The following is a 12,753-nucleotide window of genomic DNA, read 5'->3' as shown; positions in this document are numbered from 1 at the left end:
ATATAGGGAACAAGTTGGGAGCAGCGTGATGAAACTCAACGGAAAACTCGACTATCTCGAACTGCCCGCGACCGGCGCGACGCTGGACAGCGTCAAGGCTTTCTACAGCGCCGCCTTCTCGTGGTCGTTCACCGATTACGGGCCGACCTATTCAGCCTTCGGCGAAGGGCTCGATGGCGGCTTCCAGGCCGATGCAGGCGAGGCTCTGGCGAAACCATTGCCGGTGCTCTATTCGCAGGATCTGGAAGCAACCCTCGACGTTGTCGAAAGCGCCGGCGGCACGATCGTCAAGCCGATATTCTCGTTCCCGGGCGGCAGGCGGTTCCATTTCACCGATCCCGCTGGCAACGAGTTGGCGGTCTGGGGCGAATAGCGCGTCCCCCCGCCAAGCGGTGGATCAGTTTTGCACAGTGGCCAACTCGGCATTGAGCTTTCGTGCCGCTCGTCCTATAAGGCCGCGCGCAGCGGGCAAAGCTCGTTTGCTGGGGCGTCGCCAAGTGGTAAGGCATCGGTTTTTGGTACCGACATTCCCAGGTTCGAATCCTGGCGCCCCAGCCAAATCACATGCCTTTGGAATCAATGATTTACCGACCTTATCGATGGCTCCCGTCAGGAGCTATCTGACTCCCACGCGACCCCGACTCCGTTGACAGAGCCGGGGCCGTGCGGAGAGGATCAGTAATCGTTGTCGTCCTGGATGACGACGGGATGATGCCGATGATGTCGATAATAGCGATGATGGCTGCGCTCGATCGAGCCGGTCACGATGACCGTATCCCGGCGATGATGTCTGCGGCCGTGGTCGTAGAAGGCAACCGTGCCGTGTCTGCGGTGATGAAGGCGTTGACCCTGGTCATTGATGACCTTTACGCTCCTGTGATGATGTCGATGGTGGGTCGTGATGACCACGTCAGCTTCGGCTGCCGGAGCTATCGTCGGCATGGCAATGAACAGCGCCAAGGCGCTCACGATCATTGTTTTCATTGTAATATCTCCACCTGCTAATTATCCCTTCGCGGGGATAACCGCGTCCCATCCCTTTGGTTCCGAGTAGCGTCGTCGGTCCACGGGCGCGATCAGTGACGGCTGCTCCCGTGCAACACGGCGTATCGAAAGAAGAAGTTGCGACAGCAGCTCCTGTTGGCAACTTCTGGTAAAGGCGCTCTTTCAAGCCGACCACCAGGGTTACGCCACTCGACAAAGGAGCGCTGCACAGGACCCTTCTATGTCGTCGCGTTCGATCTCCTGATCTGTGACGGGAAACACCCGTCTTGCGAGGAAGACCGTCGGCACAATTTGTGAGATTTACGAGACCAATCAGGCCATCTTAGATCGCCTAAGTCGGGCCGTCTCAGATCCCGTAAGAAAGTGCAAGGTAAACCACCGGCGCCAAGATCAGCAGAACCGCGATTCCGATAACCACTGCGATTGCCAGGCGCTCTGTTCGCCTGACAAGCTCAGCGACCTTGTCGTCGTCAGCCGATGGTATGAGGTCAAGAACGGAAGAAACCTCCGCAGGACTGTCGTTGTCGTTTGCGGGTCGGGTTGCGCCGTCACGCACAGATCTCTGGACAAAGGTCACTGTTAGCCTCGCTATTGAAACGCACGCCGTTGGCGGTGTCACGACAATCGGGTGCCCGCTAACCTCTCAGGAATGGCGGGCACCCGATTGACCACCGATGAAGGGACTCATGCTCGGCAGCCCGGTTCCAATGTATCGGGAGGGCATAGGTTGCCCGCCTTCAGGCCTATGGCTCCGACGTCAGGACTTCAGTCATACCCTGTTCGGACCTTGGTCTGGCAATCGACGAAGCGATGGCCGCCATTTTGTTTCGATGCAGAAAATGCGGGAACATTAGTAGGCTCTTACGAGTTCACTCCCAGCAACTAGTTCGGGAGAGATACGGTGAACAACATAATCTGGCTCATCGGAGCAGTCGTTATCGTGATTGCGATACTGAGCTTCCTGGGCTTCCGATAAACGTGGCAGCTGAATTGCGGTCGGAGCCTATTGCCATCTGCGCCTTGTAGGCATCGCTTTCGCGTTGGCCGGGCGCTTTGCATGTGGGCTTTGGCGTTCGCTCTCAGGTGGCGCTTAAATTCCTTCTCTTCGAACCTTACAGAATGCGCGTCGCAAGCAGGTCGCAAGGGCGACGGTCCTATTGCAACAGTCGGATCGACGCCATCGCCGACGAAATCAACAAAGCATGCTGCGTCAGCTCGCCTCGCGCATCGCCTCGGCGGCCTGCAGATCGACCGAGACCAGTTGGCTGACGCCCTGCTCGGCCATGGTCACGCCGAACAGGCGGTTCATGCGCGCCATCGTGATCGGGTTGTGGGTGATGATGACGAAGCGCGTCTCGGTGGTCGCGGCCATTTCGTCCATAAGGTTGCAGAAGCGTTCGACATTGTGATCGTCGAGCGGCGCGTCGACTTCGTCGAGCACGCAGATCGGCGCCGGATTGGTCAGGAACACGGCAAAGATCAGCGACATCGCCGTCAGTGCCTGCTCGCCGCCGGACAGCAGCGTCATGGTCTGCGGCTTCTTGCCGGGCGGACGTGCCAGGATTTCGAGCCCGGCTTCGAGCGGGTCGTCGGATTCGATCAGCTGCAGTTCGGCCGTGCCGCCACCGAACAGATGCGAGAACAGCCGCTGGAAATGGCCGTTGACCACCTCGAAAGCGGCAAGCAGCCGTTCGCGGCCTTCGCGGTTCAGGCTCTGGATCGCTTGCCTGAGCTTGCGGATCGCCTCGATGATGTCCTCGCGCTCGGAGACGATGGTCTCCAGCCGGTCCGACAATTCCTTCTGCTCTTCCTCGGCGCGCAGATTGACGGCGCCGAGCCGCTCGCGCTCAACCTTCAGCCGGTCGAGCTGGCGCTCGATCTCGGCCATTTCCGGCATCGGGCTGTCGGCTTCCAGGCCAGTATGGCGAATGACCAGATGCGGCGGCGTGTTCAGCGTTTCCTGGATGCGCGCCTCGACCTCGAGCCGGCGCTCATCGGCGGCGGTCAATCGCTCTTCGGCGCGGACGCGGGTTTCGCGGGAATCGGCCAGCGACTGGATGGCCGCGGTGGCGGCCTTGTCCAGCTCGGCCTGCTTGTTCTCGGCCTCCTGCAAACGGTCGGCGGCCGCCTTGCGCAAGGTCTCGGCCTCGGTCAGCTGCGACAGCAGCGCGCGCCGCCTGGCGTCGATCTCGTCGGGGGCGTCGGCCAGCGTTTCGCGCTCGGCCTCGGCCTCGGCCCTGCGCTCGCCCAGCGAGGCAATCTGCGTCGAGGCGTTTTCGGCCCGCTGCAACCAGTTGCTGCGCTCGGCGCCGATGGCGTCGAGCCGGCGCGTGCGCGCCTCGGCTTCGCGGCGCAGGCCTTCATGGACGGCGCGCGCGTCGGCCAAGGTTGCGCGATCGCGGCTGACATTGGCGGCGGATTGTTCAAGCTGCAATTGCAGGTCGCCGAGATCGGGGGCGTCCTGCAGCAGCATTTCGGCCTCGGCGAAGGCGGCGGCCGTTTCTTCATGGCTGTCGACGATTCGCGCGCGCGCCTCGTCCAGGGCGGCGCGGCGGCTTGCCAGCTCGCCACCGGCCTTTTCGGCCTCGGCCAGCGCGCTGCGGGCGGCGTCCAGGCCGTGCTGGGCATCGCGCCCGGCCTGGCGGGCGTTGCGTTCGGCCTCGCTCGCCTCACGCAGCGCCTGTTCGGCCTGGGCAAGGGCAGCCTCTGCCTCACGCATCATCTGCGTCGCCTGCACCGCCTCGGCATCGAGCTCGGCCAGCCGGTTCTTCTGCGCCAGCCTCTGCGCGGCCGCGGTCGGTGCATCGGCGCTGGCGGTCAAGCCATCCCAACGCCACAGCGCGCCGTCACGGCTGACCAGCCGCTGGCCGGGGGCAAGCAGCGTCTGCAGGCGTTTGCCGTCCGCCGCATCGACGATGCCGATCTGCGCCAACCGGCGGGCAAGCTGCGAAGGCGCGCGCACCACGCTGGCGAGGCTCTTGAGGCCTTCCGGCAAAGCCGCATCGCCTGGTTCAACATGGCTTTCGCCCCAATGCACCGGCGCGCTGCGGTCGAGCGGCACGTCGAGATCCTCGCCAAGCGCAGCACCGAGGGCCGTCTCATAGCCGCGTTCGACGCTGAGTTGCTCCAGTACCGACGGGAAAAGATCGCCGCTGGCGGCATTGAGGATCTTGGCCAGCGTGCGGGCTTCGGTCTCGATGCCGGCGAGTTCGGCCCTGGCATCCTGCAGCGGCGGACGGGCGGCACTCTCGGTGGCGCGCGCCTCGGCGACCGCCTGTTCGGCAGCAATGGCGCCGGCCTCGGCTTCCTCCAACCGGGCGAGCGCGTCCTCGACCAAAGCGCGCTTCTCGGCGGGATCGGGCAGGCCGGCGACTTTCGAGACGATCTCCGATAGCTCGCGGTCGACATCGGCCAGCTGGCGGGCAAAGCGATCGCGGCGTTCGGCGGTGTCGCGCAGCGTGCGCTCGATCTGGTTGCGCGAGGCGGCGGCCTCTGCTCGTTCGGCGGTCAGCGCCGCGAGCTTTGCTTCGCTTGTTATAAGCGTTGCGCCGGCCTGCTCGAAAGCGGCCCGCGTCGTGGCTTCGCGCTCGGCGGCGCCGGCATTGTCTGAGTTGAGCGTGGCTTCTTCCTCGCGCAGGCGCTCAAGAATATCCGCATTGTCGCGGACCATGCGCTCCTCGCGGGCGATGTCGCCGTCGAGCTGCTGCAGCCGGCGCTCGAGTTCGGCCTGGCGGGCGCGGATGCGGCCTGCCTCCTCCTCGATCTGCGCCTTGGCGATCGACAGGCGCTGGAAGGCGGCAGCCGCGGCGGCCTCGGCATCGCGCAGATCGGGCAGCCGGTGGGCACCGATGCCTTGCTCACGGGCGGCAGCCATCTGGGCGGCGGCGCGGTCGCCGACCAGAGCTGTGGCAACCGCCAATGCCGACCGCGCATCGCCCTCCTGGGTTTTGGCCAAGGTCCAGCGCAGATGCAAGAGCGTGGCTTCCGCCTTGCGGATATCGGCCGACAGGTTCTTGAAGCGCGATGCCTGGCGCGCCTGGCGCTTCAGGCTTTCGATCTGGCTTTCCAGTTCGCCGACGACGTCGTCCAGCCGTTCCAGATTCTGTTCGGCCGCCTTCAGCCGAAGCTCGGCCTCGTGACGGCGGGTGTGCAGGCCGGAAATGCCGGCGGCTTCTTCGAGCAGCGCGCGGCGCGCCTGCGGCTTGGCCTGGATCAGTTCGCCGATGCGGCCCTGTCCGACCATGGATGGCGAGCGCGCGCCGGTCGACTGGTCGGCGAACAGAAGCTGCACGTCCTTGGCGCGGGCTTCCTTGCCGTTGATGCGGTAGAGCGAGCCGGCTTCGCGCTCGATTCGGCGCGACACTTGCAATTCATCGGCGTCGTTGAAGGCGGCGGGCGCGGTCCGGTCGCTATTGTCGAGGAACAGCGTGACTTCGGCGGTGTTGCGGGCCGGGCGCGTTCCCGAGCCGGAAAAGATCACGTCGTCCATGCCGGACGCGCGCATGTTCTTGTATGAGCTTTCGCCCATCACCCAGCGCATCGCCTCGACAAGGTTCGACTTGCCGCAGCCATTCGGCCCGACAATGCCGGTCAGGCCGCGTTCGATGACGAACTCGCCGGGTTCGACGAAGGACTTGAAGCCGAGGAGGCGAAGGCGCGAAAACTTCATTCGCGCCTGCCTGGAAGGCACAAAGGTGCGCTGACGCCAAAGCGCAGTCGCTCCGGCGCCGCCTGGACGTCAGAGCAGAGGGTCGATGATGGCCGATATTTCCTCAATCGACATCGCACCTTTGTAGGTTTTCCCGTTGATGAAGAAGGTCGGTGTCGAGTCGACCTTGAATTCATCGGCGCCGCGCTTCTGGACCGATCTCACATCGTCCAGAAGTTTCTGGTCCGTCAAGCAGGCCTCGAAGGACTCCTGTGTAAAACCGGCGAGCTTGGAGATCTGCAGCAGCGCATCCTTGGTATTGTTGACGCCGACCCAGTTGGCCTGCTGCTTGAACAGCACGTCGACCATCGGGAAATAATTGTCCTTCGAACAGCGCGCCAGCATGAAACCGGCCTCGGCGCTCGGATCGAACGGGAATTCGCGCAGGATGTAACGCGCCTTGCCGGTGTCGATGTATTTGGTCTTCAACTCAGGGAAGGTGGTCGCCGCGAAATGCGCACAATGCGGGCAGGTCATCGACGCATATTCGACGATGGTGACCTTGGCGTCATCCTTGCCGAGCTGCTTGTCGGGCAAAGCGCCGGGCTTCAGCAGTTCGGCCATGTCGACATTGCCGGAAGACTCCGGGACCTTGACGGCGGCCGGAGTGGCAGGCGTCGAAGCAGGCACCGCGGGAGCCGCAGGCTTCACATCCGCTGCTTTGGCATCCTCGCCTGAATCGCTGCATGCGGCGAGCATAGCCACTGCCGGAATGACGGCCAGCGAAGACAGGAGGTTTCTGCGGGACAAGCTACGGTTCATGCGAATCACCTGACTGTGGTTTGATTTTGCAACGCAAAGGCTAGAAAAGGCGAGAGTTGGCGGGAATTAAGGCATCGCCGTCCCCATTCCAATCGCCAAACTCTACATGCAGGATCACGAATGCGCGAGATAGATGACGCGTTCATGACCGACTGATTACCGGTTGATTACCTTGGCCGCTTCCTTTGGCCAAGAATTGTGGCGCCAAGACGCTCCAGCGAGGCGCGCAAGCCTTCATCCTCGATCTTGCCGACGGTATCGGACAATTTGGCCTTTTCGACAGAAGTCAGTGCTCTCGGCGTCAGTTTCGGCCGGGCTTTGTCCCTCAGCACCGGCTTTTGCACGATCCGGATCCTGCCGATCGCGTTGAAGCCGAGAAAGGCATTGACGCGGTTGATGATCTCGCCGGTCTCGTGCTGTAGGTGCAGCGCGGCCATGCCCTCGCAGGCGATGACCAGCACCGCCGGCTCGAACGGATCGTCCTCATGCATGCGGCGCGGCCACTGGATTTTTTCGGGGCGCGAATGGCCGGCGAGCCTGGGGCCGGCGATCTCTTCCCATGACTGCACCAGCCCGATCGAAATGCCGGTCCGCTTGCGCAGCACGGGGTCGAGGATCGCGGTCGCGAGATCGCTCACCGGAACGGGATTGCCGTAAGGCGTTCTCCCTGCCATGTACGTTCTCCAGCCACGCTCCTCACCAGCCTAGAGCCAGCCCGCGATCAATGGCACTGCACGAACAGACCCGCAAGGCCGCATCCGGACCAACTCTATCGGGAGAGATCGCCGCGCGTCTGCTTGCCTGGTACGACGCGCACCATCGCGAACTGCCGTGGCGGATCACGCCGCACGCCGCGGCCGGCGGTGCACGGCCGGACCCCTATCGCATCTGGCTTTCGGAAGTGATGCTGCAGCAGACCACGGTCGAAGCGGTAAAATCCTATTTTCGCGCCTTTGTCGAGAAATGGCCTGATGTGAAGGCGCTGGCGGCTGCGCCGGCCGAGGATGTGATGAAGGCCTGGGCCGGGCTCGGCTATTATTCACGGGCGCGCAACCTCAAGGCCTGCGCCGATCTGGTTGCGAGCCAGGGCGGCCGTTTTCCCGACAACGAAACGGGATTGAGGGAATTGCCGGGGATCGGCGCCTATACGGCGGCGGCGATCGCGGCGATCGCCTTCGACCGTCCGGCGGCGGTCGTCGACGGCAATGTCGAACGTGTCATCTCGCGGCTCTATTCGATCGCAACGCCGCTCAGCGAGGCAAAGCCTGAAATCCGCGCGCTCGTCGAAAGACTGGTTCCGCAGACAAGGCCGGGCGACTTCGCCCAGGCGATGATGGACTTGGGCGCTACGATCTGCACACCAAGACGGCCGCGCTGCATGCTGTGCCCGGTGCGCGAGGATTGCAGCGCCATCCTGTCCGGCGACCCCGAGCGCTTTCCGGTCCGCCTGCCCAAGGTTGACAAACCACTCAGGCGGGGTGCCGCCTTCGTCGTCGAGCGCGGCGACGGCGCCATCCTGCTGCGCAAGCGGCCTGACAAGGGCCTGCTCGGCGGCATGACCGAGGTGCCGACCACAGGTTGGACAGCGCGGATCGACGGCGCAACCACTTCGGAGGCAGCGCCCTTCGCTGCGGACTGGCGGCGCGCCGGAGAGATCGCGCATGTCTTCACCCATTTCGCGCTCGAACTCGAAGTCTTTCACGCTCAAGTGAAAAGTGATGCGCCGGAAGGGCATTTCTGGTCGCTGGCCCATGACATTTCCGGAGAAGCGCTGCCGACGGTCATGAAAAAGGTCATCGAAGCAGCGATACCGGGCGCAACCAAAAAGCACCGCCCCATTGACTAGCATTCGCTTTGAAAGGCCCGAAATGACTGAAATCCGCCATATCGTGTTCGACATCGGTCGCGTCTTGCTCCACTACGATCCGAACATTCCGTTCAGCCGCCTCATTCCCGATGCCGAAGAGCGCAAGTGGTTCTTCGACAATGTCTGCACGCATGACTGGAACATCGAGCAGGACCGTGGCCGGACGTGGGAAGAGGCGGAAGCGCTGCTGATCGCGGATTACCCGGATCATGCTGAAAACATCCGCAATTTCCGACGCTATTGGAACGACATGGTGCCGCATGCCTATGAGGACAGCGTCGCCATCATGCTCGGCCTGATCGAGAGCGGCCGCGACGTGACCATGCTAACGAACTTCGCCGCCGACACGCTTGCCGAGGCAAGACTGCGCTTCGATTTCCTTAGCCGCCCGCGCGGCGTGACCGTGTCGGCCGATATCCGTGAGATCAAGCCCGACCGCGCCATCTACGACCATCACGTCGCCGCGTTCGGTCTCGAACCGTCAGCCACGCTGTTCATCGACGACAGCCCCAGAAATGTCGATGGCGCCAGGGTGGCCGGCTGGAATGCTGTGCTGTTCACAGATGCAAAAACGCTCAAGGCGGACCTTGAGCGGTATGGCATCGCGACCTGAGCTACGCAGAGGGGTCGAAGGTAGCGCTTTATGGCGCCCCCCTCTGCCCTGCCGGGCATCTCCCCCACGAGGGGGGAGATTGGCAGCCTCGCCGACGGCTCTTTCTTACAACGTTGAAGGTTGGCGAAAACAATGAAGCGCGCGATCTCCCCCCTCGTGGGGGAGATGGCCGGCAGGCCAGAGGGGGGCGCCGTAGGGCGCCGACCTTTATGTGGTAGCGTCAGGCCCCTGCCCGTTCCATGCCGAGCCTGGCGATGCGGCGTAGTTCGTCGATCGGGGTCAGGCCGCCCGAGCGCTCATAGTGCCAGAAGGTCCAGCCATTGCAGGCGTCCAGGCCCTGCACTTCGGCGCCGATCTTGTGGATCGAGCCGGCGCTGTCACCGATGGCAACCGTGCCGTCGGCGCGTACCTTGGCCGACCAGCGCTTCTTGGCATCGTAAAGCGTGGCGCCGGGCTGCATAAGCCCGGTATCGATGAGGCTGACAAAGGCGACGCGCGGCTCGGCGCGCTTGCCGGTGAGCACGGCGAGATCGGCGCTTTCCAGCGGCCGCACGGCGTCGATGCGCTCATTGGCGGCGTCGATATAGGCCTGTTCGCGCTCGATGCCGACGAAGTGACGGCCAAGCCGCTTGGCCACGGCGCCGGTGGTGCCGGAGCCGAAAAACGGGTCGAGCACGATGTCGCCCGGCTTGGTCGAGGCCATCATGATGCGGGCGAGCAGCGCTTCCGGCTTCTGCGTCGGATGCAGCTTGTCGCCATTGTCGTTCTTCAGCCGCTCGCCGCCAGTGCAGATCGGGAACAGCCAGTCGGAGCGCATCTGGATGTCGTCGTTCGATGCCTTCATGGCTTCGTAATTGAAGGTGTAGCCCTTGCCCTTCTGATCGCGCGAGGCCCAGATCATGGTCTCATGCGCGTTCTGGAAGCGGCGACCGCGGAAATTCGGCATTGGGTTGGTCTTGCGCCAGACGACATCGTTGAGAATCCAGAAGCCGAGATCCTGCATCTTGGCGCCGACGCGGAAGATGTTGTGATAGGAGCCGATGACCCAGATGGTGCCATTGGGCTTCAGCACGCGGCGCGCCGCCAGGAGCCAGGCGCGGGTGAAGGCGTCATAGGCCTCGAAGCTCTCGAACTGGTCCCAGTCGTCGTCGACGGCGTCGACCTTGGACTGGTCGGGCCGGTGCAAATCGCCGTCGAGCTGCAGATTGTAAGGCGGATCGGCGAAGATGACGTCGATGGATTTTTCCGGCAGCCGGTCGAGCGCGGCGACGCAATCGCCCTTGAGGATCGTGTCCAGCCACTCGGATTGCTGGGGGGCGTGGGAGAGGTCGGCGAGAAGACGCACGGCAGACATTTTTACACCCAAGGCACGCGTTACTGTTTACTCCCCGTTATGGTTACCGATCAGCGTAAATATTCGGTGAAGGACGCAACAGGCCAGGCAGCCCTGAGGTCGTCAGTTTGCGCAGCCCGGCCCGTTGGTGTATGTCGCGCCGCTTGAGCCTTGCCGGGCCTCCATCACCCTCCCTCGTTCGGATTGCCATGCCCCAGCCAGACCTTGTCATCTTCGATTGCGACGGCGTGCTCGTCGATTCCGAAATCATCGCAGCCCGCGTCGAGGCCGAATTGCTGACCTTGGCCGGATATGAAATCTCGGCCGAGGAATACGCCGAAACCTATGCCGGACTGACCTTCAAGGACATCATGATGCGGGTCGAGGCAAAATCCGCGATCCCGTTCCAGGCCTCGATGATCGACCGGGCCGAAGAGCTCGTCGACCGCAAACTGCGCAGCGACGTGCGCGCCATCGACGGCGTGCGCGAGGCGGTCGCGGCGGTGACCGCGCCGCGCTGCGTCTGCTCGAACTCACGCTTGGAGCGGATCGAGTTCATGCTGGAGAAAGTGGGCCTGCTGCCGTTCTTCGCCGGCCGGATTTTTTCAGCGCTGGAAATACCAAGCAAGAAAACCAAGCCCGCGCCGGATGTGTTCCTGATTGCGGCGGAGCAACTCAACGCCGATCCGGCAAACACCTTCGTCATCGAGGATTCGGTGCACGGCGTCACCGGCGCCAGGGCCGCTGGCATGCGCGTGATCGGCTTCACCGGCGCCGCGCACAGCTATCCCGGCCATGCCGATGTGCTGACCGAAGCCGGCGCCGAAACCGTCATCCGCCGCTGGGCCGAACTGAAAAGTGTGATTGCCGCTCTGTCGGAGTGGTCGGACGCCTGAACCGATCAGTCCTTGGCTTTGGCCGACCTGGCCGGTTTCTTCTTAGCCCTGTTGTAGGCAATCGCGGCGCGGACGAGCGCTTTCAGCGCATCCGCATCGATCACGTCGCCCTCCGACACATCGATGGCGCGCCACACCTTGCCGTTGAGCCCGTTGTTGAACAGCCTGTCGGGATCCGGCAGGCTGGCGCCGTGAGAAAAGGTCAGCTTCACCTTGTCCTTGTGAGCGTTGCCGACGGCGATCATGCCGTCGCGTGACCATACCGGGCTGCCCATCCACTTCCACTCCTCGATGATTTCCGGGTCGGCGTCGAGGATGGTCTTGCGCAGGCTGGCCAACGTCTTGCCCCGCCAATCGTCCAGCTCCCGGATTCGGGCATCTATCCGCTCGGAGGCAGAGGCGCCTCCCTCATCCTTGCTCGACATGCTGATCTTCATGGTCTGCCTCCGTTCGCATCTTATCGCCGGGCAATCGGCTGGCCTGCTTCACCCAGGAGGCGAAGCGGGCTTCGTCGATCTCTTCGCCTTCATGGATGTCGAGATAGCGCACTTCCTTTTGCCTGGAACCGCCGGGAGGCACAGGATCGAGCGACGTGCCGCGAAAGAAGGCGACTTTGACGTATCTGGTGAAGCAATGCAGGCTGAGGAACCAACCCTCGCCCTCGATGCCATAGAACGGTGAGTTCCACTTCACCGCCTTGCAGACGCCGGGGACGGCGCTGACGATAAGTGCGTCGATCCAGCGCCCGACATCGCTTTTCCAGCCCGGCATGGCAGCAATATAGGCCTGCACCGGAGCGTCCCCATAGGCCTTCGGGATCTGCGGGTTGCCGCCCGAAAGCAGGACCGGCTTTTCCGGCTTGTCTGGCGCCGGTTTTGCGACCTTCGATTTTCCCGGCGCCTTGGCCATGTCCTACCCTTGCGCGCCCTGCTCGCCACGCGATCTCGCGACGTAAGGCAGCACGAACATGTAGAGGCCGCTGAACAGCAGCAGGAATAGCGGCAGCAGCGGCGAATAGACCACCCAGGCCGGAGGTTGCCCGAACGCCATGGTGATGAAATTGGCTGCCACGGTCAGCGTGAAGATGATCGACAGCCAACGATGGGTTTGACGTATCCATTTGCTCAAGTTCATTGCAACTTCCTCTTGAAACCAGCGCCTACCAACGCGCCAGTTGGGTGATCTGGATGAGATTGCCGCAGCTGTCGTTGAGCTGGGCGATAGTCGAGCCGGTCACTTCTGTCGGCGCCATGGCGAACGCACCGCCGCGTCCCTTGATGCGCTCGTAATCACCCTTGACGTCGTCGGTGAACAGCATGAGCGCGGGCTGCCCCTGCTTGAAGATGGCCTGCTGGTAGGCCTTGGCGGCCGGGTTGTCGTTGAGCGCCAGCTGTAGCTCGGCTCCCTCGGGCTCATCGGGTGAGATGACGGTCAGCCAACGAAAAGGCCCATTGCTGAAGTCGGCCTTCACGGCAAAGCCCAGCACGTCGGTGTAGAAGCGCAGTGCGTTGTCCTGGTTGTCCACATAGACGCTGGTCAGCTTGATCTTCATCGATTTACTCCTTTTTG

General features: G+C 63.1%; 13 protein-coding genes and 1 tRNA gene. 5 read left to right on the top strand and 9 right to left on the bottom strand.

The annotated features are described in order from the left end of the window. The first annotated feature begins 28 nt into the window (after nt 1-28). Nucleotides 29-373, top strand: a complete 345-nt coding sequence (locus tag AC3EMP_RS13395; protein WP_023752797.1) for a VOC family protein — start codon at nt 29-31, stop codon at nt 371-373. A gap of 110 nt (nt 374-483) precedes the next feature. Then, nucleotides 484-558, top strand: a tRNA-Gln gene (locus AC3EMP_RS13390). 117 nt (nt 559-675) lie between these two features. On the opposite strand, the gene AC3EMP_RS13385 is transcribed toward AC3EMP_RS13390, so the two are convergent. The 4 genes from AC3EMP_RS13385 to AC3EMP_RS13370 form a co-directional block, all read right to left on the bottom strand. Beyond that, complete coding sequence (locus tag AC3EMP_RS13385) at nt 676-984, bottom strand: hypothetical protein (RefSeq protein ID WP_023670691.1); 309 nt, start codon at nt 982-984, stop codon at nt 676-678. A 1,231-nt stretch (nt 985-2,215) separates the two neighbouring features. Next, nucleotides 2,216-5,674, bottom strand: a complete 3,459-nt coding sequence (smc, locus tag AC3EMP_RS13380) for a chromosome segregation protein SMC (protein ID WP_352711140.1) — start codon at nt 5,672-5,674, stop codon at nt 2,216-2,218. Nucleotides 5,675-5,743: 69 nt separating this feature from the next. Further along, nucleotides 5,744-6,475, bottom strand: coding sequence for a DsbA family protein (locus AC3EMP_RS13375; RefSeq protein WP_023687169.1), 732 nt, complete (start codon nt 6,473-6,475; stop codon nt 5,744-5,746). 167 nt (nt 6,476-6,642) lie between these two features. Further along, nucleotides 6,643-7,149 (bottom strand): DUF721 domain-containing protein, encoded by a 507-nt coding sequence (locus AC3EMP_RS13370; RefSeq protein ID WP_352711137.1) that lies wholly within the window; start codon nt 7,147-7,149, stop codon nt 6,643-6,645. Nucleotides 7,150-7,199: 50 nt separating this feature from the next. Between AC3EMP_RS13370 and mutY the strand changes: the two genes are divergently transcribed. Both mutY and AC3EMP_RS13360 read left to right on the top strand, forming a co-directional pair. Next, the gene (gene mutY / locus AC3EMP_RS13365; RefSeq protein ID WP_023834463.1) at nt 7,200-8,321 is read left to right on the top strand and encodes an A/G-specific adenine glycosylase; all 1,122 of its coding nucleotides are present in this window, start codon (nt 7,200-7,202) and stop codon (nt 8,319-8,321) included. A gap of 22 nt (nt 8,322-8,343) precedes the next feature. Then, complete coding sequence (locus tag AC3EMP_RS13360) at nt 8,344-8,955, top strand: HAD family hydrolase (RefSeq protein ID WP_027050048.1); 612 nt, start codon at nt 8,344-8,346, stop codon at nt 8,953-8,955. Nucleotides 8,956-9,175: 220 nt separating this feature from the next. Here AC3EMP_RS13360 and AC3EMP_RS13355 read toward each other — a convergent pair whose 3' ends face one another. Beyond that, nucleotides 9,176-10,309, bottom strand: coding sequence for a site-specific DNA-methyltransferase (locus AC3EMP_RS13355; protein WP_023687165.1), 1,134 nt, complete (start codon nt 10,307-10,309; stop codon nt 9,176-9,178). A gap of 188 nt (nt 10,310-10,497) precedes the next feature. Between AC3EMP_RS13355 and AC3EMP_RS13350 the strand changes: the two genes are divergently transcribed. Then, on the top strand, nt 10,498-11,184 hold the full coding sequence (locus AC3EMP_RS13350; protein WP_023732087.1) for an HAD family hydrolase: 687 nt from the start codon (nt 10,498-10,500) through the stop codon (nt 11,182-11,184). A 5-nt stretch (nt 11,185-11,189) separates the two neighbouring features. Here AC3EMP_RS13350 and AC3EMP_RS13345 read toward each other — a convergent pair whose 3' ends face one another. From AC3EMP_RS13345 to AC3EMP_RS13330, 4 genes are read right to left on the bottom strand one after another with little or no spacing between them, the layout of a single operon-like run. After that, nucleotides 11,190-11,621 carry a DUF1801 domain-containing protein gene (locus AC3EMP_RS13345; protein ID WP_245260083.1) on the bottom strand — a complete coding sequence of 144 codons (432 nt, stop codon included), beginning with the start codon at nt 11,619-11,621 and terminating at the stop codon, nt 11,190-11,192. Beyond that, the gene (locus tag AC3EMP_RS13340; RefSeq protein ID WP_352597353.1) at nt 11,593-12,093 is read right to left on the bottom strand and encodes a DUF1801 domain-containing protein; all 501 of its coding nucleotides are present in this window, start codon (nt 12,091-12,093) and stop codon (nt 11,593-11,595) included. Before AC3EMP_RS13340 ends, AC3EMP_RS13345 begins: the two co-directional genes overlap by 29 nt. A gap of 3 nt (nt 12,094-12,096) precedes the next feature. Then, complete coding sequence (locus tag AC3EMP_RS13335; RefSeq protein ID WP_023668396.1) at nt 12,097-12,318, bottom strand: hypothetical protein; 222 nt, start codon at nt 12,316-12,318, stop codon at nt 12,097-12,099. A gap of 25 nt (nt 12,319-12,343) precedes the next feature. Then, nucleotides 12,344-12,736: a VOC family protein gene (locus tag AC3EMP_RS13330; protein ID WP_023668397.1), complete on the bottom strand. Its 393-nt coding sequence runs from the start codon at nt 12,734-12,736 to the stop codon at nt 12,344-12,346. Between the last annotated feature and the right edge of the window lie 17 nt (nt 12,737-12,753).

It is taken from the genome of Mesorhizobium sp. P160219 (assembly GCF_057786095.1).
The sequence above is the reverse complement of the archived record's forward strand: the minus strand, read 5'-3'. Positions and strand labels throughout refer to the sequence as shown.